Origin of the sequence: Pseudomonas sp. AF03-9, from assembly GCF_020515815.1 — a bacterium.
Lineage (GTDB): Bacteria > Pseudomonadota > Gammaproteobacteria > Pseudomonadales > Pseudomonadaceae > Aquipseudomonas.
Window position 1 is genome coordinate 166919 of record NZ_JAHPJF010000003.1, and the last position, 26974, is coordinate 193892.

Genomic DNA, 26974 nt, shown 5'->3' on the forward strand with positions numbered 1-26974 from the left:
TTCTGCCCCTACATGTGGAAGGTTCCCGTGACTCAGAAGCCCGACCAGTGTCTTGGTGAATGGATCGACCGTGAAGCACTCGCAGAAGCGATGATTCCGCTTATCGGCCAGCTGTACCGCAATAACAATGTGGTGAGCTCGATCTATGGCCGCAGCCTGATCAACCAGTCTGTCATCGCGATTCTCAAAGCTCACCGCTTTGCGCGCCATCGCTCCGCCGACGACAGCGAACTCTCCGTCCACGAAACATTCCCGCTGCTTAAAGCCATGAGCGAGCTCAAGCTCGGCGCGGCTTCGGTAGACCTGGGCAAGCTGGCCTACAAATTCCGCAAGGAAGGCGCCGGGCGTACCGCCGAGCAGTTCGTGCGTGAAGAATTGGCCGATGTGGTGGGTCAGCAAAACGCCGCTGCCCGCAAAGGCACCGACGTTGTGCTGTACGGCTTCGGTCGTATCGGCCGCCTGCTGGCGCGCATCCTGATCGAAAAAACCGGTGGCGGCGACGGCCTGCGCCTGCGTGCCATCGTGGTGCGTAAAGGCGCCGACAACGACCTGACCAAGCGCGCAAGCCTCTTGCGTCGTGATTCGGTGCACGGTCCGTTCAACGGCACCATCACCATCGACGAAGAAAACAACACCATCACCGCCAACGGTAACCTGATCCAGGTGATCTACGCGAAGAACCCGACTGAGGTGGACTACACCCAGTACGGCATCAAAGACGCGCTGCTGGTGGACAACACCGGTGTGTGGCGTGACGCCGAAGGCCTGGGCCAGCACCTGGCCTGCCCGGGTATCGACCGCGTTGTCCTGACCGCTCCGGGCAAGGGCAAGCTGAAGAACATCGTTCACGGCATCAACCACGGTGAAATCACCGCTGACGACAAGATCGTGTCCGCCGCTTCCTGCACCACCAACGCCATTGTGCCGGTGCTCAAGGCGGTGAATGACAAGTTCGGCATCGTCAACGGTCACGTTGAGACAGTTCACTCGTACACCAACGACCAGAACCTGATCGACAATTTCCACAAGGGCGATCGCCGTGGCCGCAGCGCCGCGTTGAACATGGTCATCACCGAGACCGGTGCTGCCACTGCCGCCGCCAAGGCCCTGCCTGAACTGGCCGGCAAGCTGACCGGTAACGCGATCCGCGTTCCGACGCCTAACGTGTCGATGGCCATTCTCAACCTGAACCTTGAGAAAGCCGCTACCCGCGAAGAGATGAACGAGTACCTGCGCTTCATGGCGCTGCACTCCGATCTGCATAAGCAAATCGACTTCGTCAATTCCCAGGAAGTGGTCTCCACCGACTTCGTTGGCTCGCGCCACGCCGGTGTGGTGGACGCTGAAGCGACCATCACCCAGGACAACCGTGTTGTCCTGTACGTGTGGTACGACAACGAGTTCGGCTACAGCTGCCAGGTGGTTCGCGTGATGGAAGACATGGCCGGGGTCAACCCGCCTGCGTTCCCGCGCTAAGCATCAGCGCTGAATGAAAAAGCCCCGACTGGTTCGGGGCTTTTTTGTGGCTGAGGGGTTTGTGTTGGTTGTGAGTGCCTCATCGCGGGCAAGCCCGCTCCCACATTTGGAATGCAACCCCCTGTGGGAGCGGGCTTGCCCGCGAAGGCGTCAGCTCAGTCAACCGATCAGTTTCAGTCCAGCAGCGCCTCTGACAACCCCTTGGGCGCCAGCCAGATTCCCAGGTAAGCCTTCGCCAGTTCACGATCGCGACTGCTGAACACCACCTGGCCATTGATCTCCAGATTCAAGCCGCGCGCTGCTCGATAATCCAGCGCATACCGGTCGCCCCGGCGGATGTCGCGAAAGTGGGCGTGCAGCCGGGCCACTGCGGGCTTCAAGCGCGCGTCGGCTTGCTGGCGCTCCAGCGTGCTATTGGCCGCCTTGATCACATCGCTGCGATCAATGTCGCGGTAGTAATACAGTTCAAGACGCAGGTCCTGTTGTTGATGCCAGGCGAGCTTCGCGCTGATGTCAGGCGGGGCGTACAGGGCGGCTGCGTACACATCGGCCCAGAGGTAGGTGAGCACGGTCTGGTTTTTCAGGGTCAGCGCATGCGCCTGCACCGGAAAATCCGCTTGCCTGAGACGATCTGCCTCATTGGCTTGGGCTGTGGGCGCCAACATCAGCAATAGACAAAAAAGCGCATGCCGCATAATGGCCAGTCCTGAAAGGGTGCGTGCCTACAGGTTAATTCAATTTGCAATGGCGACTGGATTTATGGGTGATCTGCGACAAGTGGTGATGATGGGGATGCTTGCCCTGCTGGCGGGATGCGGTGGCGAGACGCTGGAGCACTTTGAAGGCCCGACCATGGGCAGTACGTATTCGGTCCAGTATGTCAGAACGGCCCATACTCCGGCGCCGAAAGAGCTTCAACGCCAAGTGGAAAGTCTCTTGGATGAAGTTGACCGGCAAATGTCGACCTACCGCGGCGATTCGGACATCGAGCGCTTTAATGCCCTGCCGGCGCACAGTTGCCAGCCCATGCCCGAGCCGATCCTGCACTTGGTGCGCACCGGGGAGCAGTTGTCCCTGGCCAGTGACGGCGCGTTTGACCTGACGGTCGAGCCGTTGCTCAACCTGTGGGGCTTCGGCCCCCTGGCGCGTGAACTGAAGGTGCCGGACGCGGCGACGCTGGCGCAGGTCCGCCAGCGGGTTGGCCACCAGCACCTGCGCATCAACGGCGCGCAGTTGTGCAAGGACGCCGCCGTCGAGGTCGACTTCAACAGCATCGCCGCCGGTTACGCAGTGGATCGCATCGCCGAGTTGTTGGTCGGGCAGGGCATCCACCATTACCTCGCCGAAGCGACGGGCGAACTCAAGGCTGCCGGGCGCAAACCGGACGGCACACCCTGGCGCATCGCCCTGGAAGAGCCGCGTGACGATCAACGGGTCGCCGAAAGAATCATCGCCGTGGATGGCTTTGGTGTGTCCACGTCAGGTGACTATCGCAATTATTTCCAGCAGGATGGACAGCGTTATTCCCACACGCTGGATGCGCGCAGTGGTACGCCGATCAGGCATCGACTGGCGTCGGTGACGGTGTTGCATCCGTCGGCGCTGATGGCCGATGGGTTGTCGACGTTGCTGTTGGTGCTTGGGCCTGAACAGGCGTGGAACTACGCCGAACAACAGCAGATCGCGGCGTTTTTTGTGCTGCGTGAGGGCGAAGGTTTCGTCACACGCAGTAACAAGGCATTCGAGCAACTGACGGCGCTGAAACCGTAATCGGCAGCCTGTAGTAAAGGCAAGACTGGCCTACGACGCGACCAAGGGTTAATGTGCGCGGCGTTGAGCCTTATATAGACTGTGCCCCGGTTCACACACTTGAGCCAAATTGTCCTTCATGACCGCTGGCCGCGGCATGATTTAGCCCGGCGTCCAACCGTACGCCTGGCCTGTTCTGAGGAGTACGCATGGCTGTCTACAACTACGACGTGGTGGTACTGGGTTCCGGCCCGGCTGGAGAAGGTGCGGCGATGAACGCCGCGAAGGCAGGGCGCAAGGTGGCGATGGTCGATAGCCGTCGCCAGGTCGGCGGTAACTGCACCCACCTGGGTACCATCCCGTCCAAGGCGTTGCGTCACTCCGTACGCCAGATCATGCAGTTCAACACCAACCCGATGTTCCGGGCCATTGGTGAGCCGCGCTGGTTCTCGTTCCCGGACGTGCTGAAAAGCGCCGAGAAAGTCATCTCCAAGCAGGTCGCCTCGCGCACTGGCTACTACGCGCGCAACCGTGTCGACCTGTTCTTCGGTACCGGCAGTTTCGCCGATGAGCAAACCGTCGAAGTGGTCTGCTCCAATGGCGTGGTCGAAAAGCTGGTGGCCAAGCACATCATCATCGCCACGGGGTCGCGTCCGTATCGTCCGGCGGACATCGATTTCCACCACCCGCGTATCTACGATAGCGACACCATCCTGAGCCTGGGCCACACCCCGCGCAAACTGATCATCTACGGCGCCGGCGTGATCGGCTGTGAATACGCCTCGATCTTCAGCGGCCTGGGTGTGTTGGTGGAGCTGGTGGACAACCGCGACCAGTTGCTGAGCTTCCTCGACTCGGAAATTTCCCAGGCGTTGAGCTACCACTTCAGCAACAACAACATCACCGTGCGCCACAACGAAGAGTACGAGCGCGTCGAAGGCCTGGACAACGGCGTGATCCTGCACCTCAAGTCCGGCAAGAAGATCAAGGCCGACGCCTTGCTGTGGTGCAACGGCCGTACCGGCAACACCGACAAGCTGGGCATGGAAAACATCGGGGTCAAGGTCAACAGCCGTGGCCAGATCGAGGTGGACGAGAACTATCGCACCTGCGTGCCGAACATCTACGGCGCCGGTGACGTGATCGGCTGGCCAAGCCTGGCCAGTGCCGCGCATGACCAGGGCCGTTCGGCCGCTGGCAGCATCGTCGACAATGGCAGCTGGCGTTATGTGAACGACGTGCCGACCGGGATCTACACGATTCCCGAGATCAGCTCGATCGGCAAGAACGAGCACGAACTGACCAAGGCCAAGGTGCCTTACGAAGTGGGCAAGGCGTTCTTCAAGAGCATGGCGCGTGCGCAGATCGCCGGTGAGCCCCAAGGCATGCTGAAGATCCTGTTCCACCGCGAAACCCTGGAAGTCCTCGGCGTGCATTGCTTCGGCTATCAGGCGTCGGAGATCGTGCACATCGGCCAGGCGATCATGAACCAGCCGGGCGAGCAGAATACCCTCAAGTATTTTGTGAACACGACGTTCAACTACCCGACCATGGCCGAAGCCTATCGGGTAGCCGCCTACGACGGTCTCAACCGGCTTTTTTGAGCGGCTCCGGCCGGTGGCCTGAGCCGGCCGGGGAGACCGATTTCAGTAATTCCCGAGGGTGGCAGTGGCCAAACCGGGAAAGTCTGTAATCAGGCTATCTACGCCGAAGTCGGCGAGCCTGCGCATCAGCGCAGGTTCGTTGACCGTCCACACGGATACATGCAGGCCCTGGCGCTGGGCTTTTTCCAGACGCTCGGGGGTGCACAACGTCCAGTTCAACGCCAGAATCTCACAGCCGTAGTTCTGCGCGACCTTCAGCGGGTCGAGCCAGGCGTATTCGGCCACCAGGCCGCGTGACAGATCCGGGGTGAGTTCTACCGCAGCTTTCAGTACTTCCCGCGAACTTGAGGTCACGGTGACCTTGTCCATCAGGCCGAAACGTACGGCCATCTCACGAATTGCCAGTACGGTGGTGGCCGCGCGGGTGCGCGAAGCGCTTTTGACTTCCAGTTGCCAGTGATCGAAGTCGCATTTTTCGAACAGTTCTTCCAGGCGCGGGATCGGGCAAGGCGTGATCCAGCCAGGGCCGCCCTTGCGCGCGTCCATCTTCACCAGGTCCGCCGCCGAGTATTCGACGACTTTGCCGCGCCGGTCGGCGGTGCGCTTGAGGGTAGGGTCGTGGATGACCATCAACTCGCCGTCCATGGACAGGTGCAGATCCAGTTCACAACGGCGCACGCCGTGCTTGAGGCATTCCTGAAAGCTGGTCAGGGTGTTTTCCGGTGCTTCGCCTTTGGCACCGCGGTGGCCGTAAATCAGGGTCACAATTGCTCCTTTGCGCCAGCTGTCCTGGCGGGGTGAATAGGGATTCAGGTGTCTTGGGCGTCGCTTTGTTCCCGCGCCAGTCGGCGTTCCTGGGCTTGTTTTTGCAGGATGTAGCGGGCGAGCAGTTGGCGTTGGGCGTCGGTCATGGATTCGAATTCGGTGCCGATGTCAAAACCTTCGCCCTTGGGATCGCAATGGGTCACCCGCGCACGCAGCAGCAGGCCGAGCGCCTGGGGCATCAGCACCAGCTTGACCGCCAGGTGTGCGCCGGGGACGAGCGGGGTGGGGTGCTGGAAGTCGATGCCGCCTTCGGAAATGATCACCGGCTGTGGCTCGCCAACCGCACTGCGCAGGCTTTGCGCCATGACCTGGCTGAGCAGGTCCAGGCGCTTGTTCTGCACTTTGAGGAAAGCGGCCAGGCTGCGATCTTTCTCGCTGATCTGGCGTAGCAGGTGTTGGGCTTCGAATTCGCTCAGGTGCAGTTCGCTGAGCAGATTGAACAGCGGTGACTCATCCTGCAACACTTCCTTGCTCGCCGCTTCAGGGGCGGACAGGTTTTTGATTTGAAGTGCGATCATGTCGTCGATACGGTAGTATTCGCGGCGCTCTTCTTCATCTAATGTCGACATGGCGAACCCCAGCTAGCGTTAATGGTCTGAGTGTAAAGCTGCTTACCAGACCCCGCCACCGGGACGTCTTCTTTTCCTCCGAACAAGCCCCGACATGTTCAGACCTCTCTTCGTATTTATCGGCACGCGTTATACCCGTGCAAAGCGTCGCAATCATTTTGTGTCGTTCATTTCCTTGACCTCGATGATCGGGCTCGCCTTGGGCGTGGTCGTGATGATCGTGGTGCTGTCGGTGATGAACGGCTTCGATCATGAGATGCGTACCCGCGTGCTGGGCATGGTGCCCCACGCGACCATCGAGGGCGACGCGCCCATCAGTGACTGGCAAAGCCTGGCCGACAAGGTCAAGCAGAACCCCAAGGTAGTGGCCGTCGCGCCGTTTACCCAGATGCAGGGGTTGCTGACCAATGACGGCAAGGTGCAGAAGATCCTGCTCAATGCCATCGATCCGGCCCAGGAGCGCAACGTCTCGATCATCGACAAGTTCATGTTGTCGGGCAAACTCGATGACCTGGCGCCGGGTGAATTCGGCATTGTGATCGGCGACAAGGCGGCGGCCAAGCTCGGCGTTAACCTGGGTGACAAGCTGACCTTCGTCGCCCCGGAAGTCACCGTGACCCCGGCAGGCATGTTCCCGCGCATGAAGCGCTTTACCGTGGTCGGCACCTTCCACGTCGGCGCCGGCGAGATCGACGGCTACCTCGGCTTGACCAACCTCACCGACCTGGCGCGCCTGCATCGCTGGAAGCCGGATCAGGTGCAGGGCCTGCGTCTCAAGTTCAACGACCTGTTCGACGCCCCGCGTACCTCGTGGGAAATCGCTCAGCACCTGGGTGAAAGCCAGTACTACGCCCGCGACTGGACGCGTACCCACGGCAACCTGTACCAGGCCATCCGCATGGAAAAAGCCATGATCGGCCTGCTGTTGCTGCTGATCGTCGCCGTGGCCGCGTTCAATATCATCTCCACGCTGGTGATGGTGGTGAACGACAAGAAGGGCGACATCGCCATTCTGCGCACCCTGGGCGCCACGCCCGGGCAGATCATGGCGATCTTCATGGTGCAGGGCACGGTGATCGGCGTGGTCGGCACCTTGATCGGTACCGCCGTCGGGATTTTGGCCGCGCTCAACGTCAGCGCCGCCATCGCCGGCCTTGAAACCTTGATCGGCCACAAATTCCTCAACGCCGACGTCTATTTCATCGATTACTTGCCGTCCCAGGTGCAGGCCCAGGACGTGTTGATGGTGGGCGGCGCCGCGTTGGTATTGAGCTTCCTTGCCACCCTGTATCCAGCCTGGCGCGCGGCACGTACCCAGCCAGCACAGGCCTTACGTTATGAGTGAATCGGGCATGAGTGAAAAAGCAATCTTGAGCTGCCGCAACCTGGGCAAGTCCTACGAGGAAGGCCCGGAGTCGGTGGTGGTGCTGTCGAACCTGCAACTGGAACTGCATCCAGGCGAGCGCGTGGCGATTGTCGGCAGTTCCGGCTCCGGCAAAAGTACCCTGCTGAACCTGTTGGGCGGCCTCGATACGCCGTCCCAGGGCAGCGTCTGGCTGGCCGGCGAAGAGCTTTCGGCCCTCGGTGAAAAGGCTCGTGGCCAACTGCGCAACCGTTCCCTCGGTTTTGTGTACCAGTTCCACCACCTGCTGCCGGAGTTCACCGCCCTGGAAAACGTGTGCATGCCGCTGCTGATCGGCAAGACCGCGATCCCGGAAGCCCGCCAGCGCGCCCAAGCCTTGTTGGAGCGCGTCGGCCTCGGCCATCGCCTGGAGCACAAGCCGGCCGAGCTGTCCGGTGGTGAGCGCCAGCGCGTGGCCATCGCCCGCGCCCTGGTGAACAACCCGGGCCTGGTGATGCTCGACGAGCCGACCGGCAACCTCGACTCCCACACCGCCCAGGGCATCAAGGACTTGATGCTGGAACTGAGCACCCAGATGCGCACCGCGTTCCTGGTGGTGACCCATGACATGAGCATGGCCCGCCAGATGGACCGTGTGCTGCATCTGCAGGAAGGTCATCTGGTCGCCATCTGACCTGTTTCAAGCCCGGTGTCCTACATCGGGTTTTCTATTTTTCCAACGGTGCCCGCGAATGTTCAGACCGTTATCGATTTTCATCGGCACGCGCTATACCCGCGCCAAGCGCCGCAACCGTTTTGTTTCGTTTATCTCGATGACCTCGATGATCGGCCTCGCCCTGGGCGTGCTGGCGATGATCGTGGTGTTGTCGGTAATGAACGGCTTTCAGCGTGAAATGAGCTCGCGCATCCTTGGCATGGTGCCCCACGCCACCATCGTCGGCGTGAACCCGATTGACGACTGGCAGCCGCTGGCTGCCGCTGCGATGAAGAATCCCGAGGTGACTGCCGCAGTACCGTTCACGCAAATGGATGGCATGTTCTCCTACAAGGGCGCCATGCAGCCGATTGAAATCAGCGGCGTCGACCCAGCCCAGGAAGGCAAGGTGTCGATCGTGGCCCAGCACATCGTGCAGGGCAAACTGGATGACCTGAAACCCGGCGAGTTCGGTGTGGTGGTCGGCGAAATCACCGCACGGCGCTTTCGCCTGAACGTGGGTGACAAGCTGACCCTGATCGTGCCGGAAATCAGCAGCGCGCCGGGGGGCATCACCCCGCGCATGCAGCGCTTGAATGTGGTCGGCATCTTCAAGGTCGGCGCCGAGCTGGATGGCTCCATGGCGTTGATCCACATGGCTGACGCGGCAGAAATCCAGCATTGGCAGCCGAACCAGGTGCAGAGCGTGCGCCTGGCGGTGAAGGACCTGTACGCCGCCCCCAAAGTCTCGGCCGATATTGCCGCTAGCCTGGGCGCGGCTTACAAGGCGGATGACTGGACCCACACCCAGGGCAGCCTGTTCAGCGCGATGAAGATGGAAAAGACCATGATCGGCTTGTTGCTGCTGATGATCGTCGCGGTGGCGGCGTTCAACATCATCGCGACCTTGATCATGGTGGTGAACGACAAGGGCGCCGACATCGCGATTCTGCGCACCATCGGCGCCACGCCACGCCAGATCATGGCGATCTTCATGGTGCAGGGCACGGTGATCGGCATCGTCGGCACGTTGATTGGCGGTGTGCTGGGGGTGATTGCGGCCCTGAACGTGAGTGAGCTGGTGGGCTGGGTCGAGCGGGTGACGGGGCAGCATATCTTCAGCTCAGACGTGTACTTCGTCAGTAACCTGCCCTCGGAGCTGCAAGGCGGCGATGTGCTGCTGATTTGTACGGCGGGGTTTGTGTTGAGCTTTTTGGCGACGCTGTACCCGGCGTATCGGGCGGCGAAGATTGAGCCGGCGCATGCCCTGAGATACTCGTAGTTTTTAAGACCGTCTTCGCGAGCAAGCCCGCTTCCACATTTTGAGTTGTGAATACATTCAAATGTGGGAGTGGGCTTGCTCGCGAAGCGGCCGGCACCGCCTGCATCAATCCGGCTGTGGCAGCTCAACCACAAACCTGGTCCACCCCGGCCCGGACTCACAGAAAATCCGCCCCCCATGCGCCCGCACAATCGACTGGGTAATCGCCAGCCCCAGCCCCGCATGCTCGCTGCTGCCCTCGCGCCGCGCCGGGTCAGCCCGGTAGAAGCGGTCAAACAGCTTTGGTAGCAACTGCGGTGCAATGCCTTCCCCGGTGTTCTCGACAGTCAGCCGCACCCCGTCCTCGATCCGTACCCGCACTTCTCCGCCTGTCGGGGTGAACCGCAGCGCGTTATCCAGCAGGTTCGACAGCGCCCGACGCAGCATCCCACGATCCCCGGTGATGTGGGCCGTGCCTTCGCGCGTCAGGCTGATCTGCGCGTCTTCCGCCAGCAACGCAAAAAACTCCAGCAGGGCATCCACTTCGTCCGCCAGTGCCAGCGGTTCGCGCCTGGGCATCAGCAAGCCGTGGTCCGCCTTGGCCAAATACAACATGTCGTTCACGAGCTGTGCCATCCATTGCAGCTCTTCCAGGTTGCTGTGCAGGGCCTCGCGATAATCCTCTAGCGGGCGTGGCTGGGTGAGGATGACCTGGGTCTGGGTCAGCAGGTTTGACAGCGGCGTGCGCAGTTCATGGGCGATGTCGGCGGAGAACGCCGAGAGGCGCTGGAACGCGTCGTCCAGGCGGCCGAGCATGGCATTGAAGGCTTGGGCCAACTCGGCCAGTTCCGCCGGCATTTGTTCTTGGGGCAGGCGCTGGGTCAGGGAGTGGGCGGAAACGCCCGCCGCCACTTCCCCCATGCGCCGCAGTGGCCGCAAGCCACTGCGTGCCGCCCATGCGCCGAGCAGTGCGGTGGCGAGTGCCGAAAGGCCGACGGTGAGCCAGATCAAATGCTGCATGCGTTGCAGGAAGTGCTGGTGGTGGGTGATGTCGAGCATCAGGCTCAGTTGCGCCGAGCCCGGTTGACCGGCGCTCAGCGGCGCGTTGTAGACACGGTAATCGGTGCCGGCGTGTTGCAGGCGATGCAGGCCGGGGGATTCGGGTAGAGTGACCCCTGGCGCACCATCAAACCAGCGTTGGCCGGCAGCGCTGATGCGCAGGGTCAGGTCGGGTTGGTGATCGAGTTCAGTGCGCAATTGCGCTTCGCGCTGGCTGAATAGCTGCGGCGTGTCGACCCCCTGCAAGGTACTGCGCAGGGCTCCCAGCCTGGTTTCGAGCAGTTGCTGGTCCAGTTCGATGAAGTGCGCCTCGCTGGCGCGGTTGAACAACACGCCGGCGAGCAACGAGACCACCGCCGTGCACGCGGCAAACAGCAGCGCCAGGCGGCTGGCCAGGGACAGGCGCTTGATCAATTGACACGCTCCTCCAGCACATAACCCATGCCGCGCACCGTGTGGATCAGTTTGTTGGGGAAGTTGTCGTCGACTTTCAGGCGCAGGCGGCGGATCGCCACTTCGATGATGTTGGTGTCGCTGTCGAAGTTCATGTCCCACACTTGTGAGGCAATCAGGGATTTTGGCAATACTTCGCCCTGGCGGCGCAGCAGCAGTTCCAGCAGGGAGAACTCCTTGGCGGTGAGGTCGATGCGCTGGCCATCCCGCTCGACGCGGCGGCGGATCAGGTCCAGGCGCAAGTCGGCCAGTTGCAGGGCGGTTTCCTGCGGCGAACTGCTACCGCGGCGCAGCAGGCTGCGTACCCGGGCCAGCAGTTCGGAAAAGGCGAAGGGTTTGACCAGATAATCGTCGGCGCCGAGCTCCAGGCCATGCACGCGGTCTTCCACGGCGTCGCGAGCGGTGAGAAACAGCACCGGAATGTCCAGGCCAGCGCTGCGTACCGCTTGCAGGATTTGCCAGCCGTCGCGCCCCGGCAGCATCACGTCGAGGATTAGCAGATCATAGTCGCCGGTCAGTGCCAGGTGCTGGCCGCTGGTGCCGTCGGCCACCAGTTCGGTGGTGAAGCCGGCCTCGGCCAGGCCCTGGCGCAGGTAATGGCCGGTTTTCGGTTGGTCTTCGACAATCAGCAATTTCATGGGCGGCTCTTGGTTGCGGTGCACGAGGCGCTTTATACCGTGGGTTACGGGATCAGGGCGCAACCTGACAAAGTTGTAATCTAGCAGTCAGCTGGCTGGCAGCGGCCTCATCTTAGAGTGCTGTCCAAGCGGGTTACACATTTTTGGAGAGTTGAGATGGCATTGCGTACACCCCTGATGTTGGCAGGTTGCCTGTTGGTGGCGAGTTTTGGTGCGATGGCGGATGCGGCACATACCTTTGCCTTCGGCCACGCGGCCCCTGCCGAGCAGGCCACGCGTACCGTGGAAGTGACCCTGCAGGACATTGCTTTTTCGCCCAAGTCACTGGACGTGAAGGCCGGTGAGACCGTGCGCTTTGTCCTAGTGAATAAAGGCCAGTTGCTGCACGAATTCAACCTGGGCGATGCGGCGATGCATGCCCAGCACCAGAAGGAAATGTTGCAGATGCAGGCCAGCGGTATGCTCACCGCCACTGGCATGGGCAAGATGGATCACAGCGCCATGGGCCATGGCGCAATGATGAAGCATGATGATCCCAACAGCGTGTTGGTCGAGCCCGGCAAAACCGCCGAGTTGACGTGGACGTTCACCCAGTCCACGGGCCTGGAGTTTGCTTGCAACCTGCCAGGGCATTATCAGGCGGGCATGGTTGGCAAGCTGAACGTCGAGTAGGCCGCAAAGGCGGGGGCAAAGGCTGGTAGACTGGCGGCGTTTATTTAGCCAGGTTTCCGCCATGCATCCCGCAGCCGAACATTCGCCGCTGGGCAAGTCCAGTGAATACATCTCCACCTACACCCCGTCGTTGTTGTTCCCGATCCCTCGCGCCGCCAAATGGGCCGAGCTGGGCCTGAGTGCCGAGACCCTGCCATACAAAGGCGTGGATTTCTGGAACTGCTTCGAACTGTCCTGGCTGCTGCCGTCGGGCAAGCCGGTGGTGGCCATCGGTGAGTTCAGCATCCCGGCTGACTCGCCGAATATCATTGAGTCCAAGTCCTTCAAGCTGTACCTCAACTCGTTGAACCAGACCGCGTTTGCCGATACGGCAAGCCTGGAAGCGACCTTGCGTACCGACCTCGGCGCCGCCGCCGGCAAGCCAGTGAGCGTGCGCATCCGCAGCCTGGCCGAGATCGAGGCCGAAGGCGTGATGGCGTTGCCCGGTGTGTGCATTGATGAGTTGGACATCAGCGTCAGCAACTACGAACACCCACGCCCGGAACTGCTGCGTTGCGATGAATCGCGGATTGTCGAGGAGAGCGTGCATAGCCACCTGCTCAAATCCAACTGCCCGGTGACCAGCCAGCCCGATTGGGGCAGTGTGGTGGTCGAATACCGGGGTCGCGCGTTGGACCACGCGAGCTTGCTGGAATATATCGTGAGCTTTCGCCAGCACTCTGACTTCCATGAGCAGTGCGTGGAGCGCATCTTCCTGGATTTGCAGCGCTTGCTGAAGCCGGAAAAACTGACCGTGTATGCGCGGTATGTTCGCAGGGGCGGGTTGGATATCAACCCGTATCGCAGTACTGAAGATGTGGCGTTCCAGAACGTGCGCCTGGCGCGTCAGTAAAGCCGGAAAACGTCACTCTTCAGGAGTGGGGGGAGTGGTTCCTCCCGCCACTTTCTTATCTATGCCTAATGTGCGTGGATAGACGGCGTTTCGTGGGTATCAGTATGTGATTTTCTCTTTGCCATCGCCAACTGGGAAATATCGATCATTCTCGTCTGTAGCCCCACCATAGCTCCTCGAAATTGAGTATGAAGGCTCAGTTCCTTTGCCTTTCATAGCCTCTTGCTGCCCTGCATCTATCTCGTTCTGCTGAAAATACTGTTGCATTACTTGAAAAGCTGGCGATGCGCTCGATACGGCACTCATTATAAGTAAAGCTCCAAAGTTAATTGAAAGGACCATTCCTCTCACAACCTCAGTGGCAAGCTCCGTGGTTTGGGTTCCCGTCGATGATGAAATTTCCCGCAAAAGCGACGCTATGATTCTACAAAAGGGAAGGCGTATTTCTGAGCAAAAAAAAGCCGACGCCCGCTTAGGCATCGGTTTTCAATTGTTTGCCGAGAGGGATCCGCGCAAATGCAGCTCTGATAGATGTTGATTTTCAGGTGCTATGCCGTCAGATCCCGATATTGCCCAAGGTGACCATGATATTGCGCAAGGTCCCGGAAATCACCGGGTGCTCAGCGTCGAACTCAATGGCCGCTTGATTCACATCATCGGAAATACTCGGTGTCTGGGTGGCCGGCTCAAGTTCAAGTTGTAATTCGAACTTGGCAATCAAGGCTTGCAATGCTGTACGTTTTTCTTCCGACAGCGGCGGTTCCTGTTCCAACTGCCCGCGCAGGATTTCGACCTGTTCTTCCAGTTTTTTGCGATCAGGCATGACGTGTTTCCTTTTATCGATAGGCACTGACATAGACCACGGTACGCCGAGAAAGGTCTACGGGCTGACCTGTAGATTAATCCACTGGCGCCAACCGTGCATGATCCGTGTCAGGGCTTCTCGCCTTTTAGTTGGCGCAGGCTGATGTCGGCCAGGCAGGTGCCGAGTTCGCCCAGGTGGTCGATCACCGAGTGCACGCCCAGCCCGTACAGGGCCACGGTGGCTTTGCCGCGCTTGTGCTCGCGCTCTTGCTCGCTCAATGCCTGCCATTGTGTCGGGGCCATGCCGCACAGCGAGCCGCAGGATGCCAGGCCAATCGTCCACAGGCCGGCGTTGAGCCCCGATTGCAGCAAGCGCGGTTCGCCGCTGACCAGCACACAGCCTTCCAGGCGTTCTATGTTCAGTTCCATCAAGGCTTGCCAGCAGGCGTGAGGCGCAGGCCAACGGATGGCAGAGGGCGATGCGGCTTTCAGCCAGCCCGGCAATACGGCGGCCAGTGGTGTGGTGACGCAGGCGGGCAGTTCATCCAGCCAGGCGCAGGGCACGCCTTGTTCATGCAGGCTGCGCAGGATGCTCAGGGCGCCCGGCGTGGCGTGGGAGCCCGGCGAGGGCGAATCGGTACGTGCCTGGGAACCGAAGTCCACCAGGCAGCCACTCAGGCCGAACAATACAGCGGTCAAGGCAGGCGCGCTGGCGATGGCAATCTCGGCGTGAGGCATGTCGACATCCCTGAAATAGCTCTGACGCTATCGGCATGGGATGACAAGTGGATGACACAGGGCCTCAATTGTAGGAATTTTGTGCATTTTAGACAGGACGTTTCCCCGACTGCTGCGTAAATGGACACTTCCGTCATATACTCACCGACTTATTCAGGGCATAGCGCCCATGACAGACCCTTAAGGAGCAAAAGCTATGCGCTGGAGCCACTATTTCGCTCAGCTGTCGGTGTGTGCCACTGTCCTGCTGGCCCCGTTCGCTGTACAGGCCGCCTCGGAAGATGATCCGTGGGAAAGCGTCAACCGCCCGATCTTCACCTTCAACGACACCGTTGATACCTATGCGCTCAAGCCATTGGCCCAGGGTTATCAGTTCGTGACGCCGCAATTCATGCAGGACGGCGTTCATAACTTCTTCCGTAACATCGGCGATGTCGGCAACCTGGCCAACAACGTGCTGCAGCTCAAGCCGCATGCGGCGGGTGTGGACACGGCGCGCTTGCTGATGAACACCACGTTTGGTGTGCTCGGCTTTATCGACGTCGGTACCAAAATGGGGTTGCAACGCAGTGACGAAGACTTCGGTCAGACCCTCGGCTACTGGGGCGTCGGCAGTGGTCCTTATGTGATGCTGCCACTGCTGGGCCCAAGCACCCTGCGTGATGCACCGTCCAAATACGTAGACAGCTACACCCAGCCGTACCGCTATATGAACGACATCGGCTGGCGCAACAGCACCTTTGGTCTGAACGTTGTCGATACCCGTGCCAGCCTGCTGGACAGCGAGAAGCTGATCACCGGCGACAAGTACACGTTCATCCGCAATGCTTACCTGCAGAACCGCGAGTTCAAGGTCAAGGACGGCAAGGTCGTCGACGACTTTTAAGCCGTGATGTTTTGAAACGAAAAAGGCGACCTCGATGGTCGCCTTTTTTGTGGGCAGGTTTCAGTACATTTTCAGGATCTTGAGCCCGAGGTGCTGGTCTGGGCCGTTTGTCTTGGTCCAGACCACTTCGGTGTCCGCTTCCAGTCCCGTGAGGGCGCTGTGCTCGGAATCGATGCGTACAGTCAGTTTGTCGCCTACCTGGAATTGGCGAGGTGCCTGCACCTGCATGCCGGAACTGGAAAGGTCCACGCAAACCCCGGCAATCTCCTGCCCGGCGTGGATCAGCGACACATCGGCATCCACTCGCATGCGGATGAAATCGCGTTTTTCGGCGTAGTCGCGCTCGTGTTGGCTCACGGGTTCCATCCTTACTTTGTGTTGTGGTCGTGGCTGTTCTTATAACTCTCGGTGATTTGCGATGTAAAGACGCTTGGCGACCATCGGCATGAGCTTGAAACCCCAGACGGATGGGAGTACCGTCTGCGCCTTAGAAGGGCACCTCTGCTTTACCGTTGTGCGTGGGCCAAATGCCCATGCTTTGTAGGACAGAGAGGCTAGAAAGCGAATCCAGTAAGTGCGCCCGGCCATTGTCGCGCCACCTACGCCAACCTAATTCTGGCGCCGTTTGCCCACATGCAAAAAACCAGTGCCACGCTGCTGATAATCGATGACGACGAAGTAGTGCGCGCGAGTCTCGCGGCCTATTTGGAAGACAGTGGCTTCAGCGTCCTGCAGGCCAGCAATGGCCAACAGGGTCTCCAGGTATTCGAGCGCGACAAGCCCGACCTTGTGATCTGCGACCTGCGCATGCCCCAGATGGGCGGCCTGGAGCTGATTCGCCAGGTGACCGAGCTCGCGCCGCAGACGCCGGTGATTGTCGTGTCCGGTGCCGGGGTGATGAACGATGCGGTCGAGGCTCTGCGCCTGGGCGCTGCCGACTACCTGATCAAGCCCCTTGAAGACCTCGCGGTGCTGGAGCACTCGGTGCGTCGTGCCCTGGATCGTGCACGCCTGCTGCTGGAAAACCAGCGCTACCGCGAAAAGCTCGAAACCGCCAACCGCGAACTCGAAGCCAGCCTGAACCTGCTCCAGGAAGACCAGAACGCCGGTCGCCAGGTGCAGATGAACATGCTGCCGGTGAGCCCGTGGACCATTGACGAGTTTCAGTTTGCCCACCAGATCATTCCGTCCTTGTACCTGTCGGGTGATTTTGTCGACTACTTCCGCGTTGATGAGCGGCGTGTCGCGTTCTACCTGGCCGATGTCTCCGGCCATGGTGCTTCCTCTGCTTTTGTCACCGTGTTGTTGAAGTTCATGACCACGCGGCTGCTGTTCGAATCCAAGCGCAATGGCACCTTGCCGGAGTTCACCCCGTCCGAGGTGCTGGGCCACATCAACCGAGGCCTGATCAGCTGCAAGCTGGGCAAGCACGTAACGATGGTGGGCGGCGTGATTGATGAAGAAACCGGTCTTTTGACCTACAGCATTGGTGGTCACCTGCCGATGCCTGTGTTGTACACGCCTGACAGTGTGCGTTACCTGGAAGGACGGGGTCTGCCCGTAGGCTTGTTTAACGAAGCCACCTACGAAGACCACATCCTGGAACTGCCACCGACGTTCAGCTTGACGCTGATGTCCGATGGCATCCTCGACCTTCTTCCAGAGCCTACACTCAAGGAGAAAGAAGCTGCCTTGCCCCAAAAGGTCAAGTCGGCGGGCGGCAGCCTGGATGGCCTGCGGCAGGTTTTTGGATTGGCCACGCTAGGGGAGATGCCGGATGATATCGCCCTATTGGTGTTGAGCAGGAATCTTTGATGAGTACCGGAAGAATCCAATTCGCCGAGCAAGACGGGACCTTTGTCCTGAAGTTTGTCGGTGAAGTGCGCCTGACCTTGTGTTCGGCGCTGGATGCGACGATCGAGCGGATCTTCACCGCGCTGAATTTTTCGGCGATCGTGATCGATCTGACCGAAACCCGCAGCATCGATAGCACGACCCTTGGGTTGTTGGCCAAGTTGTCCATTCTGTCGCGGCAGAAGGTCGGCCTGTTGCCGACGGTGGTCACCACCCACGAAGACATCACCCGGCTGTTGCAGTCCATGGGCTTCGATCAGGTGTTCAACATCGTTGATCGCCCGATTCCGTGCCCGGAATGCCTGACTGACTTGCCGTCCCAGGACCAGTCCGAGGAGGTGGTACGCATCAAGGTGCTGGAAGCGCACAAGATCCTGATGGGCTTGAACGAGTCCAACCGCGAGGCGTTTCACGACCTCGTCAATGCCCTCGAGCGCCACTGATCTCCTGTGTAGGAATACGTCCCAAATATGGAAGGGGGCTCGCCCCGATAGCGCCAGATCGATCAGCGCACTTCCAAACAGACAAAAAAGGGCGGCACCTTCACAGGTGCCGCCCTTTTTGTTGCTGCTGCCTTACAGCTTGGCAGTCAACAGCGCCTCCAGCTTCTCCTGGTCACGCGCAAACTGGCGAATGCCTTCGGCCAGCTTCTCGGTTGCCATCGCGTCTTCGTTGGATTCCCAGCGGAACTGCGCTTCAGTCAAATGCACGCGTGGCTCACCGGCATGGCCGGGCGACAGCTTGCGCTCCAGCTTGCCGGTATCGGCAGCGAGTTTTTCCAGCAGGTCCGGGCTGATGGTCAGGCGATCACAACCGGCCAGCTCTTCGATCTGGCTCAGGTTGCGGAAGCTCGCACCCATCACCACGGTCTTGTAGCCATTGGCCTTGTAGTAGTTGTAGATGCGCGTCACCGACTGCACGCCTGGATCTTCCGAGCCGGTGTAGTCGGTGCCGTTGGCCTTCTTGTACCAGTCGTAGATGCGACCCACGAACGGCGAAATCAGGAACACGCCCGCTTCCGCGCAAGCCACCGCTTGGGCGAAGGAGAACAGCAGGGTCAGGTTGGTCTGGATGCCTTCTTTTTCCAGCTTCTCTGCGGCGCGGATGCCTTCCCAGGTGGAGGCGATCTTGATCAGTACGCGGTCACGGCCAACGCCGGCTTTTTCGTACAGATCGATCAGACGGTGCGCACGCTTGAGTACGGCGTCAGTGTCGAACGACAAGCGTGCATCCACTTCAGTGGAGATGCGCCCCGGGACTACTTTCAGGATCTCCTGGCCCACGGCCACCGCAAAGCGGTCACTGGCCAGGCCAACGTCGCCGTTGCAGTCTTTCACGCACTCATCCAGCAGCTTGGCATAGGCCGGAATCGACGCCGCCTTGAGCAGCAGGGACGGGTTGGTGGTGGCATCCTGCGGTTTGACCCGGGCGATAGCTTCGAAATCGCCGGTATCGGCTACGACAGTGGTGATTTGCTTGAGTTGTTCCAGCTTGGAAGTCATGGGCGTGCTCTGTCCTGTGGGTCTGATGACATTACCCGAGCGCTGACAGCCGCTCAAGGGCGCAAATGCGTTCATCGGCCCGCCGTGGCAACAACCTGGGAACGGTCATCTGAATAGCGGGCCTGACGGTTTAATAGGAGGGCGAAAAGGCTGGCAGGTTCAACTCCGCTAATGGTCAGCGCCCATCCAGCAGAGCGGCTGCCTGATCGAGCAGTGCCAGTGGGTCGGCAGCCTTGTGAATATCCACCGACAGCAACTGCCGGAACTTGCGCGCTCCAGGAAAGCCGGTGCCCAGCCCCAGCACATGCCGGGTGATGTGGTGCATCGAACCGCCTGTCGCCAAATGCGCCGCGATATACGGCCGAAGTTGCGCCAGCGCCTGCGCCCGCGTGATCACCGGCTGCGTGCTGCCAAATAGCTGCTGATCGACCTGCGCCAGCACATAGGGGTTGTGATACGCCTCGCGCCCCAGCATCACCCCGTCAAAGGTCTGCAAGTGCTCCTGGCACTGCTCCAGCGTCTTGATTCCACCGTTCAGGATGATCTCCAGCTCGGCAAAATCCCGCTTCAGCTGCGCCGCCACGTCATAACGCAAGGGCGGAATATCCCGATTCTCCTTGGGCGATAAACCCTCCAGAATCGCAATGCGCGCATGCACGGTAAAACTGGTGCAGCCTGCGTCCTTCACCTGCCCGACAAAATCACACAGCTCGGCGTAGCTGTCCCGGCCATTGATCCCGATGCGGTGCTTCACCGTTACCGGAATCGACACCGCATCGCGCATTGCCTTCACACAATCTGCCACCAGCGCCGGATGGCCCATGAGGCACGCGCCGATCATATTGTTCTGCACGCGATCACTGGGGCATCCAACGTTCAGGTTCACCTCATCATACCCGGCGGCCTCGGCCATCCGGGCGCAGGCCGCCAAGTCCGCCGGAACGCTGCCACCCAGTTGCAGTGCCAACGGGTGCTCGGCGTCGTTGTGGCGCAGGAAACGCTCGTGGTCGCCATGCAGGATCGCGCCGGTGGTCACCATCTCGGTGTAGAGCAGTGCGTTTTTTGACAGCAGGCGCAGGAAAAAACGGCAGTGGCGATCAGTCCAATCCATCATCGGCGCGACGCTGAAGCGGCGAGAGGGCTCGGAGCGGGAAAGGTTAGCGTTTGCTGGGGATTCGGCTTTTTCGGAGTTCATTAATACTGATCTTTTATACGGCGGTTTTTACCCGTGTTCCCTTGTTTTCTGAAGTCGGTAGCTACGTAGTAGCGATCGACATTCGGCAATGTAGCAACTGGAAATGGGCACGATCACAGCACGTAAGCGCAAGGACAACTCGACAGCCTACGCGGCGCAGATACGGATCAATCGGGATGGCAAGACAGTTTATCAGGAAAGCCGAGCCTTCGATTGTAAGCCGGTCGCCCAGGCGTGGGCCAAGCGACGGGAGACCGAGCTGGCTCAGCCAGGTGGGTTGGGCCATGCAGCGCTGAACAGCCAGAGTTGGTGGAGTACGCGCAGCCCACGCCTTTCCAGCCGAATATCTATCTGGGTATTTGGAAGAGGTTTTGGCTGATTGCCTGGTGCAGTGACGTCGAGGTTTGCCGGCTACAATAAAACGTTGCCGAGTGGAATGCTCGGGCGGACATAATCAATGTGTTGTGAGGCGCTAGACTATTTTATGAATTCGCCGGTCAATAACCAGAATTTGACTTCTGTCAGCCACCATGTGAGCCAGGCTGAGCGCGCCCATTATATGGGGCATCGCGGCGCGGTGCTTTGGTTCACTGGGCTCTCCGCCTCTGGCAAGTCGAGTCTGGCGATGGCGTTGGAAGCTCACCTGTTGAGGTCGGGTTACGCGTGCTACACCCTTGACGGGGATAATGTCCGCAAGGGGCTTAACGCCAATTTGGGCTTTTCAGAAGACGATAGAACAGAAAATATTCGCCGGGTAAGTGAAGTGGCGGCCCTGTTCGCCGATGCGGGCATGATTTGCATCACGGCGTTTATTTCACCCTATCGTGAGGGGAGGGCGCGTGCGCGTGCCGTCGCCTGCAACACTTCGTTTCATGAGATCTACATAGCGGCAGACTTGGCAACCTGTGAGATGCGTGACCCCAAGGGTCTATACCGCAAGGCCAGGGCCAAAGAGCTTCGCGATTTTACCGGTATAGACGCGCCTTACGAGCCGCCGCTGGCCCCTGATCTGATCATCGACACCGCTGGCCAGACGTTTGAGCACAGCTTGGGTCGACTGATTGAATATGTGGACGAACATATCCTGCCTGGAACTGACAAGTAATCAGCCGCTTCACGCACAGAACAAACTGAGTTCAATGAGTGTTACTGCCCCGTCATCAGAAGAACAGTCGACGTGTATTGAACCCGATGTTTTTAAACGATGCCTAAAAGCCTGAAGTGTCCGTGGATATCGCCGACTATAAAGTCTCGACCCGTTTTGTTGGGATTAAACGATTGGACTTGGTACATGCTGAGTGACTTTATGAGTTGATATTCAGGTCTGAGACTATCGCTTGGCCGGGATTTTGATAAAAAGTCCTGGGGGCAACATGCCCTATAAGGCCGCTGTAAACCCCATGCTTGCGGCGCTGCCGTCACTGAATCCGTACCCTGCTGCCGGATGGCATTCAGGATTTGGCCTCACCCTGTAGTCACCGTGCCTTTATGAAAAATCTCCCGTCTGGCTCGGCGGCTTATATTTTCATACTTGCTTGCTGCATAGATGCTGTCGAATCGACGACGATCGATATCGCCATATTTGCTCAACTCGTCCATGACGAGTTGGTCGTATTCCTGTTCGATCACAAAGCGGAAGACTTCCCGGCGATAATAGAACCCGAATTGAAACGCTAATACTTCGGCCAAGTAGTCCGCCGGAGTGAGGAAGCAGTTTTCCAGATCAATTGCCTTTGCGGGGCGTGCGTCGTCAAAATTGATCATCACGTTGTTTGCCCAGAAGTCCATGTGCACGATGCCTTTTTCGTGCAGGGCGCGAAGCAGGTCGAATGACCGCGTGATCAGGCTGCGGATGTCGCGGCTCTGGTTTAGCCACTCGAGACCATTGAGATGGTCATCGAGCATTTCGGTGAAGATAAAAAACTCCTGGATCAAGCCAATCGCCGATTTCCTATAGCCAAAGCCCAGCAAGTTGGCGACGGGGGCCCCGCGTTTCTGTGCGCCGTAGGTGTTGATGACTTCTTCGACCGGCCAATCGAACGCGCCGTCGCGCTTGGCACGTCCGAGGGTCACTCTCAATTTTGGCTTGAGGCTGTCGAGGGGTTGAAACTTGGCAAAAAGGTCGCTTTCCATGCCTTGAAGCGGGGCGCTGATGCGGTGCGGTAGCTGGTGTCGGCTGTCGATCAGACTCTGGATCGCCAACTCGACACTGCTATCTGTTTCTTGTGTCAGAAAAATCCTGGCGTTGCGGTGGTCGAGTGTTGCTGGAAAGCTCCGAAGCACACCTGGGTCGGGGAAAATCAAAACACGTCCTTGTCATGGAGGAAATATGACGGGAATGTTACACGTGAGGTGCTATTGGATCCAACCTGAACCTAACCTGTCTGATAAATAAATAACTATCCGCAGCTGGGCTTTGTTTCATTGACAGGTGCGTCTCGATCGTTTAATCGCCTCCGCGCATCCGCCGGGCTACCAGGTAAAGCCCCAGTCCAATCAAGGCGGTCGCTGCGCCAATGTAGCCGGTGCTGGTCCACCCCAGGCCTGCAGTGATCGCGATCCCGCCAAACCATGGTCCCAACGCATTGGCCAAGTTGAATGCCGCGTGGTTGGACGCCGCCGCCAGGCTTGGTGCTTCGTGGGCAATGTCCATCAGGCGGATCTGCAGCGGTGCTGCCAGTGACACCATGGTGCCGACCAGGCCGATGCCCAGCAACACACCCCAAAGCGATCCGGCAGCGAAAGGGAAGAACACCAGCACGGCCATCGACCACACCAATATCAACCCCACGGCGCGGAACTGCATACGATCGAACAGCTTTCCGCCGGCAATATTGCCGATGATGCCGCCAACGCCAAATGCGGCCAGGCCGAAGGGGATCCACTGAGGCGCGACCTTGGTCACTTCGAGCATGGTCGGGGCCAGATAGCTGAAGACACAGAACATGCCGGCAAAACCAATGGCGCCAATCGACAGGGCCATCCACACCTGGGGTTTGGTGAAAGCGCGCAGTTCCTTGCGTGGGTCGCTGCGCGGTTCGTCATGACGCTCGGGGACGAAGCGCCAGACCAGGGCGATGGTGCAGAGGGCGATCAGGCTCACCAGCGCAAACGCCGAACGCCATCCCAGATGCTGCCCCAGGAAAGTCGCGATTGGATTGCCCAGTAGCATGGCCAGAGTCAAGCCCATCATTACGCGCGCGACTGCACCGGCGCGCTTGTCCGAGGGCACCATGCTGGACGCTACTACGGCGGCAATCCCAAAGTAAGCACCGTGGGGCAGGCCGCTGACAAAGCGGAACGCCACCAGGGAGCTGAACGTCGGGGTGAAGGCGGTCGCCAGGTTGCCCAAGGCATAAAGGCCCATCAGCAATAGCAGCATATGTTTGCGCAATAGCCTGGCGCCAAGGATTGCCAGCAGCGGGGCGCCGACCATTACGCCCAGGGCATACGCGCTGATCGCATGGCCCACCTGGGGTTCGCTCAGGTGCAGGTTGCTGGCGATGTCGGGCATCAAGCCCATGATCGCAAATTCGCCGGTACCAATCGCGAAGCTGCCGACGGCCATCGCCGCTTCCATTTTGGCGGCGCTGCGCGCGGGCAGTACGTGCCCAAGTGTTTGTTGGGTGGACATGGGATGCTCTGTTCTCAAGGGGCGCAAGGTAAGCCGGTGATGCTAAAGAACGTCAAGGGAGGCGTCTAGGAAAGGCTTTTCACGCCAGAGCTCAGGGCTTTCAGGTGCTTGGCGTTCAGGTATGGTTTGGTCCGTAGAATGCGCAGGGTAGAAGAGTCGTTAGTGAGTGGTGGCGCAGGGATTTCATACGATCGCTCGAACCCTCGATGAGTGTTTAATACAAACCGCTGCGAATGCGCTGATTGTTTTTAAATAGTGGTTCTTGTGGTCTGTCCAGCATTAATAGTGTTAGTCGCGATTCGTACGCTCATAATGAGATTTGAGCAGGGGTAGTAAGGCCAATAAACACCCTACTAATAGTCCCAGGAAAATACCCGCTACCAAATACGGTGTTATGGCTTTTGCGTTTTTTATTTTGACTTTACCCAGGGTGTTGAATGCCCTGAGGCTGTGATCAACCGTCAGGGACGGTAGGCTGAGGGCAAGGGCCTGTGTGTTGGCGGTATCCAATATCGATTTCAGTTTCGATATAGCCAGTTCTTTTGAGTTTGCCTTGAACGACGCCAGATGGACGTAGGGTTGGGGTGTGCCCACGATGTCAACCTTGTTGGCTGTCATGATGCCCATGGCGATGTAGTACACATCGTCCTGGATCGAGCTGTAGAGCTTGATTTCTATCGGTTGTGTCGTCGAGACGGGCACTGTTTCGGTGCTGCGCACTTCTCTGTACATACTCAACAACGAGCCTTTGGTGATATAGCTGCTGGCAACCCATTTAGGGGGTGAAAAGTAAAACGCAGCCAACGCAATCACTATTCCAATTACGACGGCTATAATTATTTTTATTTTATTTTTCCATAAGGCATGGATGAACGGCAGGAGATCTATTTCATCATCGTTGTATTGATTATTCGGCTTCGTCATGCTTCTCACGAGAGATCCTTTTTAATACGTTTCGATGATTGTAGATTAGTTAAATGCATTTGCTGTTACAGCGTTACCGGACAATGACAATATCGATTGTGGCGGGAGGCGAAAGGTTCCAATCTGCTCCGGTCTGGCGTTTCCTCCGGTAGCCCGCCGATGTCGGGATTCGACCGCTGAGTCCACATCAGACGCCCCATCCTCCTCGGGCATGATATTCTGCGCGCCATCTTGGTTTGAGCTTTCCTCGGCACGTACACCCGAATACGTGCCGGCGGATGACTGTCGCCGAGGTAGCTGAAGCCAATAATGATAAGAAGTCAGCGCAGAAGGGACATAAAAGTGAGGTCGATACGTCGGCCTTGTGTGCCCACCCTGCGGTCCTGAAGTGAATGTGCAAACCCTACCTCGCGGTGCGTTGCCTGGCGCAGCATGAAGGAGGGTTGCCCATGATTAGGGGCAGTGGGGCGGATGGCGTTTTATCATAGGTGCTACTGATGTTTAAGAAAGTAAACACTGCCCTGCTGGGGCTGGCTTTGTCGATGGGGATCACGTCCGTTCACGCGGAAGAGGCAAAGAAAGTCGATGTGCTGCTGATCGGCGGCGGCATCATGAGTGCAACCCTGGGTGTATGGCTCAATGAGCTGGAGCCGGGTTGGTCGATGGAGATGGTCGAGCGCCTCGATGGCGTCGCCGAAGAAAGCTCCAACGGCTGGAACAACGCGGGTACCGGTCACTCGGCTCTGGCTGAACTGAACTACACCCCGGAAGACAAGAACGGCAACGTTGAGATCCCGAAAGCGGTCGAAATCAACGAAGCATTCCAGATCTCCCGTCAGTTCTGGTCCTGGCAGGTCCAGCAGGGCGTGCTGAAGAACCCACGTTCGTTCATCAACACCACTCCGCACATGAGCTTTGTGTGGGGCGATGACAACATCAAGTTCCTCAAGAAGCGTTACGAAGCCCTGCAAGCCAGCCCGCTGTTTGCCGGCATGCAGTACTCCGAAGACCCGGCGCAGATCGCCAAGTGGGTCCCGCTGATGATGGAAGGGCGTGACCCGAACCAGAAAATCGCGGCTACCTGGAGCCCGCTGGGTACTGACATGAACTTTGGCGAAATCACGCGCCAATTCGTCGCTCACCTGCAAACCACGCCCAAGTTCGACCTGAAACTGTCGAGCGAAGTGCAGGACATCACCAAGAACGCCGACGGTTCGTGGCGTGTCAGCTACAAAAACCTGAAAGACGGTACCAAGACTGAAACCGACGCCAAGTTCGTGTTCATCGGCGCGGGCGGCGGTGCACTGCACCTGCTGCAAAAATCCGGCATTCCTGAAGCCAGGGAATACGCTGGCTTCCCGGTAGGTGGTTCGTTCCTGGTGACCGATAACCCAACCGTGGCCGAGCAGCACCTGGCCAAGGCCTACGGCAAAGCGTCGGTTGGCGCGCCACCGATGTCGGTTCCGCACCTGGACACCCGCGTGCTGGATGGCAAGCGCGTGATCCTGTTTGGCCCATTCGCGACCTTCTCCACCAAGTTCCTGAAGGAAGGTTCGTACCTGGACCTGCTGACCAGCACCACCACCCACAACATCTGGCCAATGACCAAAGTCGGTATTCGTGAATACCCGCTGGTCGAGTACCTTGCCGGCCAACTGATGCTGTCGGATGACGACCGCTTCAAGGCGCTGCAAGAGTACTTCCCGAACGCCAAGAAAGAAGACTGGCGCCTGTGGCAAGCCGGTCAGCGCGTGCAGATCATCAAGCGTGACGAAGAGCAGGGCGGCGTCCTGAAACTGGGCACCGAAGTGGTCAGCTCTGCCGACAACACCATTGCAGGCTTGCTGGGTGCATCGCCGGGCGCGTCCACCGCGGCTCCGATCATGCTGACCGTGCTGCAGAAAGTGTTCAAGGACAAGGTTGCGACCCCTGAGTGGCAGGCCAAGCTGCACCAGATCGTACCGAGCTATGGCACCAAGCTGAACGACAGCCCTGAAGCGGTTGCCAAGGAATGGGCCTACACCGCTGGTGTCCTGCAACTGCCGACACCGCCTGTGATCCCACAAAGCGCTGCGCCAAAGGCTGTCGAGGCTGCAAAGCCTGCGGCTGAGCCGAGCAAGCCGGCGTCTGACCTGGCGTTGTAAGAAACAGCTGTGGTCCCACGGACCACGCTGAAACAAAA

The 26974-nt window shown here is 59.1% G+C and carries 27 protein-coding genes and 1 pseudogene; 14 read left to right on the top strand and 14 right to left on the bottom strand.

Annotation, left to right across the window (positions count from 1 at the left end; genetic code table 11):
- Window positions 1-12: 12 nt before the first annotated feature.
- Window positions 13-1476, top strand: coding sequence for a glyceraldehyde-3-phosphate dehydrogenase (locus tag LIY36_RS07750; protein WP_192298633.1), 1464 nt, complete (start codon window positions 13-15; stop codon window positions 1474-1476).
- A gap of 173 nt (window positions 1477-1649) precedes the next feature.
- Here LIY36_RS07750 and LIY36_RS07755 read toward each other — a convergent pair whose 3' ends face one another.
- Entirely contained in the window at window positions 1650-2171 is a 522-nt protein-coding gene (locus tag LIY36_RS07755; protein ID WP_226455320.1) for a chalcone isomerase family protein, read from the bottom strand.
- A gap of 64 nt (window positions 2172-2235) precedes the next feature.
- Between LIY36_RS07755 and LIY36_RS07760 the strand changes: the two genes are divergently transcribed.
- Window positions 2236-3246, top strand: a complete 1011-nt coding sequence (locus LIY36_RS07760; RefSeq protein ID WP_226455321.1) for an FAD:protein FMN transferase — start codon at window positions 2236-2238, stop codon at window positions 3244-3246.
- Window positions 3247-3434: 188 nt separating this feature from the next.
- Window positions 3435-4829, top strand: coding sequence for a Si-specific NAD(P)(+) transhydrogenase (sthA, locus tag LIY36_RS07765; protein ID WP_016971429.1), 1395 nt, complete (start codon window positions 3435-3437; stop codon window positions 4827-4829).
- A 42-nt stretch (window positions 4830-4871) separates the two neighbouring features.
- Here the strand turns inward: sthA and LIY36_RS07770 are convergent, their stop codons facing one another.
- Both LIY36_RS07770 and LIY36_RS07775 read right to left on the bottom strand, forming a co-directional pair.
- Complete coding sequence (locus LIY36_RS07770; protein ID WP_192298635.1) at window positions 4872-5594, bottom strand: glycerophosphodiester phosphodiesterase; 723 nt, start codon at window positions 5592-5594, stop codon at window positions 4872-4874.
- Window positions 5595-5638: 44 nt separating this feature from the next.
- On the bottom strand, window positions 5639-6223 hold the full coding sequence (locus tag LIY36_RS07775) for a PilZ domain-containing protein (RefSeq protein ID WP_226455322.1): 585 nt from the start codon (window positions 6221-6223) through the stop codon (window positions 5639-5641).
- A 94-nt stretch (window positions 6224-6317) separates the two neighbouring features.
- On the opposite strand from LIY36_RS07775, the gene LIY36_RS07780 reads away from it, so the two are divergent.
- Genes LIY36_RS07780 through LIY36_RS07790 form a run of 3 tightly spaced genes read left to right on the top strand, consistent with a single transcriptional unit; the run spans window position 6318 to window position 9562 of the window.
- Window positions 6318-7568 (top strand): lipoprotein-releasing ABC transporter permease subunit, encoded by a 1251-nt coding sequence (locus tag LIY36_RS07780; RefSeq protein ID WP_192298637.1) that lies wholly within the window; start codon window positions 6318-6320, stop codon window positions 7566-7568.
- Between the two features lie 7 nt (window positions 7569-7575).
- Window positions 7576-8259 carry a lipoprotein-releasing ABC transporter ATP-binding protein LolD gene (gene lolD, locus LIY36_RS07785; RefSeq protein WP_003218941.1) on the top strand — a complete coding sequence of 228 codons (684 nt, stop codon included), beginning with the start codon at window positions 7576-7578 and terminating at the stop codon, window positions 8257-8259.
- Between the two features lie 58 nt (window positions 8260-8317).
- Window positions 8318-9562, top strand: coding sequence for a lipoprotein-releasing ABC transporter permease subunit (locus LIY36_RS07790; protein WP_192298638.1), 1245 nt, complete (start codon window positions 8318-8320; stop codon window positions 9560-9562).
- 105 nt (window positions 9563-9667) lie between these two features.
- On the opposite strand, the gene LIY36_RS07795 is transcribed toward LIY36_RS07790, so the two are convergent.
- Together LIY36_RS07795 and LIY36_RS07800 are read right to left on the bottom strand one after the other, a co-directional pair.
- Window positions 9668-11014: a heavy metal sensor histidine kinase gene (locus tag LIY36_RS07795; RefSeq protein ID WP_226455323.1), complete on the bottom strand. Its 1347-nt coding sequence runs from the start codon at window positions 11012-11014 to the stop codon at window positions 9668-9670.
- Window positions 11011-11691, bottom strand: a complete 681-nt coding sequence (locus LIY36_RS07800; RefSeq protein ID WP_226455324.1) for a heavy metal response regulator transcription factor — start codon at window positions 11689-11691, stop codon at window positions 11011-11013. The genes LIY36_RS07795 and LIY36_RS07800 overlap by 4 nt, the downstream gene beginning before the upstream one ends.
- A gap of 156 nt (window positions 11692-11847) precedes the next feature.
- Here LIY36_RS07800 and copI point away from each other — a divergent pair, with 156 nt between their 5' ends.
- Window positions 11848-12363, top strand: a complete 516-nt coding sequence (gene copI, locus LIY36_RS07805) for a copper-resistant cuproprotein CopI (RefSeq protein ID WP_226455325.1) — start codon at window positions 11848-11850, stop codon at window positions 12361-12363.
- Between the two features lie 61 nt (window positions 12364-12424).
- Window positions 12425-13255, top strand: coding sequence for an NADPH-dependent 7-cyano-7-deazaguanine reductase QueF (gene queF / locus LIY36_RS07810; RefSeq protein ID WP_226455326.1), 831 nt, complete (start codon window positions 12425-12427; stop codon window positions 13253-13255).
- A gap of 99 nt (window positions 13256-13354) precedes the next feature.
- Here queF and LIY36_RS07815 read toward each other — a convergent pair whose 3' ends face one another.
- From LIY36_RS07815 to LIY36_RS07825, 3 genes are all read right to left on the bottom strand, one after another.
- Window positions 13355-13561 (bottom strand): hypothetical protein, encoded by a 207-nt coding sequence (locus LIY36_RS07815; RefSeq protein ID WP_226455327.1) that lies wholly within the window; start codon window positions 13559-13561, stop codon window positions 13355-13357.
- Between the two features lie 250 nt (window positions 13562-13811).
- Window positions 13812-14078, bottom strand: a complete 267-nt coding sequence (locus LIY36_RS07820; protein WP_192298644.1) for a DUF4404 family protein — start codon at window positions 14076-14078, stop codon at window positions 13812-13814.
- 110 nt (window positions 14079-14188) lie between these two features.
- Window positions 14189-14797, bottom strand: a complete 609-nt coding sequence (locus LIY36_RS07825) for an HAD family phosphatase (protein WP_226455328.1) — start codon at window positions 14795-14797, stop codon at window positions 14189-14191.
- A gap of 196 nt (window positions 14798-14993) precedes the next feature.
- Here LIY36_RS07825 and LIY36_RS07830 point away from each other — a divergent pair, with 196 nt between their 5' ends.
- Window positions 14994-15683, top strand: coding sequence for an MlaA family lipoprotein (locus LIY36_RS07830; RefSeq protein WP_192298646.1), 690 nt, complete (start codon window positions 14994-14996; stop codon window positions 15681-15683).
- Between the two features lie 60 nt (window positions 15684-15743).
- Here the strand turns inward: LIY36_RS07830 and LIY36_RS07835 are convergent, their stop codons facing one another.
- A complete protein-coding gene (locus LIY36_RS07835; protein WP_226455329.1) occupies window positions 15744-16040 on the bottom strand; it encodes a PilZ domain-containing protein in 297 nt (98 codons plus the stop codon).
- Window positions 16041-16316: 276 nt separating this feature from the next.
- Here LIY36_RS07835 and rssB point away from each other — a divergent pair, with 276 nt between their 5' ends.
- Window positions 16317-17498: a two-component system response regulator RssB gene (rssB, locus tag LIY36_RS07840; RefSeq protein WP_017737359.1), complete on the top strand. Its 1182-nt coding sequence runs from the start codon at window positions 16317-16319 to the stop codon at window positions 17496-17498.
- The gene (gene rssC, locus LIY36_RS07845; protein WP_010566476.1) at window positions 17498-17980 is read left to right on the top strand and encodes an anti-sigma factor antagonist RssC; all 483 of its coding nucleotides are present in this window, start codon (window positions 17498-17500) and stop codon (window positions 17978-17980) included. Before rssB ends, rssC begins: the two co-directional genes overlap by 1 nt.
- A 132-nt stretch (window positions 17981-18112) precedes the next feature.
- Here the strand turns inward: rssC and tal are convergent, their stop codons facing one another.
- Together tal and dusA are read right to left on the bottom strand one after the other, a co-directional pair.
- Window positions 18113-19039, bottom strand: coding sequence for a transaldolase (gene tal, locus LIY36_RS07850; protein WP_226455330.1), 927 nt, complete (start codon window positions 19037-19039; stop codon window positions 18113-18115).
- 175 nt (window positions 19040-19214) lie between these two features.
- Window positions 19215-20234: a tRNA dihydrouridine(20/20a) synthase DusA gene (gene dusA, locus LIY36_RS07855; protein WP_226455331.1), complete on the bottom strand. Its 1020-nt coding sequence runs from the start codon at window positions 20232-20234 to the stop codon at window positions 19215-19217.
- 103 nt (window positions 20235-20337) lie between these two features.
- Between dusA and LIY36_RS27790 the strand changes: the two are divergent.
- Window positions 20338-20523: pseudogene (locus LIY36_RS27790) on the top strand (hypothetical protein); the annotation flags it as partial.
- Window positions 20524-20718: 195 nt separating this feature from the next.
- Complete coding sequence (gene cysC, locus LIY36_RS07860) at window positions 20719-21339, top strand: adenylyl-sulfate kinase (protein ID WP_226455332.1); 621 nt, start codon at window positions 20719-20721, stop codon at window positions 21337-21339.
- A 359-nt stretch (window positions 21340-21698) separates the two neighbouring features.
- Here the strand turns inward: cysC and LIY36_RS07865 are convergent, their stop codons facing one another.
- From LIY36_RS07865 to LIY36_RS07875, 3 genes are all read right to left on the bottom strand, one after another.
- Complete coding sequence (locus LIY36_RS07865) at window positions 21699-22538, bottom strand: hypothetical protein (protein ID WP_226455333.1); 840 nt, start codon at window positions 22536-22538, stop codon at window positions 21699-21701.
- A 142-nt stretch (window positions 22539-22680) separates the two neighbouring features.
- Window positions 22681-23868: an MFS transporter gene (locus LIY36_RS07870; RefSeq protein WP_226455334.1), complete on the bottom strand. Its 1188-nt coding sequence runs from the start codon at window positions 23866-23868 to the stop codon at window positions 22681-22683.
- A 288-nt stretch (window positions 23869-24156) separates the two neighbouring features.
- Window positions 24157-24792, bottom strand: a complete 636-nt coding sequence (locus LIY36_RS07875; protein ID WP_226455335.1) for a Wzz/FepE/Etk N-terminal domain-containing protein — start codon at window positions 24790-24792, stop codon at window positions 24157-24159.
- Window positions 24793-25289: 497 nt separating this feature from the next.
- Between LIY36_RS07875 and mqo the strand changes: the two genes are divergently transcribed.
- The gene (mqo, locus tag LIY36_RS07880) at window positions 25290-26936 is read left to right on the top strand and encodes a malate dehydrogenase (quinone) (RefSeq protein ID WP_192298653.1); all 1647 of its coding nucleotides are present in this window, start codon (window positions 25290-25292) and stop codon (window positions 26934-26936) included.
- Window positions 26937-26974: the final 38 nt, after the last annotated feature.

Bases quoted from the DNA above. Each gene is read 5' to 3' on its own strand.
- LIY36_RS07750 (WP_192298633.1), top strand. From the start codon at position 13: ATGTGGAAGGTTCCCGTGACTCAGAAGCCCGACCAGTGTCTTGGTGAA.
- LIY36_RS07755 (WP_226455320.1), bottom strand. From the start codon at position 2,171: ATGCGGCATGCGCTTTTTTGTCTATTGCTGATGTTGGCGCCCACAGCC.
- LIY36_RS07760 (WP_226455321.1), top strand. From the start codon at position 2,236: ATGGGTGATCTGCGACAAGTGGTGATGATGGGGATGCTTGCCCTGCTG.
- sthA (WP_016971429.1), top strand. From the start codon at position 3,435: ATGGCTGTCTACAACTACGACGTGGTGGTACTGGGTTCCGGCCCGGCT.
- LIY36_RS07775 (WP_226455322.1), bottom strand. From the start codon at position 6,223: ATGTCGACATTAGATGAAGAAGAGCGCCGCGAATACTACCGTATCGAC.
- LIY36_RS07780 (WP_192298637.1), top strand. From the start codon at position 6,318: ATGTTCAGACCTCTCTTCGTATTTATCGGCACGCGTTATACCCGTGCA.
- lolD (WP_003218941.1), top strand. From the start codon at position 7,576: ATGAGTGAAAAAGCAATCTTGAGCTGCCGCAACCTGGGCAAGTCCTAC.
- LIY36_RS07790 (WP_192298638.1), top strand. From the start codon at position 8,318: ATGTTCAGACCGTTATCGATTTTCATCGGCACGCGCTATACCCGCGCC.
- LIY36_RS07800 (WP_226455324.1), bottom strand. From the start codon at position 11,691: ATGAAATTGCTGATTGTCGAAGACCAACCGAAAACCGGCCATTACCTG.
- copI (WP_226455325.1), top strand. From the start codon at position 11,848: ATGGCATTGCGTACACCCCTGATGTTGGCAGGTTGCCTGTTGGTGGCG.
- queF (WP_226455326.1), top strand. From the start codon at position 12,425: ATGCATCCCGCAGCCGAACATTCGCCGCTGGGCAAGTCCAGTGAATAC.
- LIY36_RS07815 (WP_226455327.1), bottom strand. From the start codon at position 13,561: ATGAGTGCCGTATCGAGCGCATCGCCAGCTTTTCAAGTAATGCAACAG.
- LIY36_RS07820 (WP_192298644.1), bottom strand. From the start codon at position 14,078: ATGCCTGATCGCAAAAAACTGGAAGAACAGGTCGAAATCCTGCGCGGG.
- LIY36_RS07825 (WP_226455328.1), bottom strand. From the start codon at position 14,797: ATGCCTCACGCCGAGATTGCCATCGCCAGCGCGCCTGCCTTGACCGCT.
- LIY36_RS07830 (WP_192298646.1), top strand. From the start codon at position 14,994: ATGCGCTGGAGCCACTATTTCGCTCAGCTGTCGGTGTGTGCCACTGTC.
- rssB (WP_017737359.1), top strand. From the start codon at position 16,317: ATGCAAAAAACCAGTGCCACGCTGCTGATAATCGATGACGACGAAGTA.
- rssC (WP_010566476.1), top strand. From the start codon at position 17,498: ATGAGTACCGGAAGAATCCAATTCGCCGAGCAAGACGGGACCTTTGTC.
- tal (WP_226455330.1), bottom strand. From the start codon at position 19,039: ATGACTTCCAAGCTGGAACAACTCAAGCAAATCACCACTGTCGTAGCC.
- dusA (WP_226455331.1), bottom strand. From the start codon at position 20,234: ATGAACTCCGAAAAAGCCGAATCCCCAGCAAACGCTAACCTTTCCCGC.
- cysC (WP_226455332.1), top strand. From the start codon at position 20,719: ATGAATTCGCCGGTCAATAACCAGAATTTGACTTCTGTCAGCCACCAT.
- LIY36_RS07870 (WP_226455334.1), bottom strand. From the start codon at position 23,868: ATGTCCACCCAACAAACACTTGGGCACGTACTGCCCGCGCGCAGCGCC.
- LIY36_RS07875 (WP_226455335.1), bottom strand. From the start codon at position 24,792: ATGACGAAGCCGAATAATCAATACAACGATGATGAAATAGATCTCCTG.
- mqo (WP_192298653.1), top strand. From the start codon at position 25,290: ATGTTTAAGAAAGTAAACACTGCCCTGCTGGGGCTGGCTTTGTCGATG.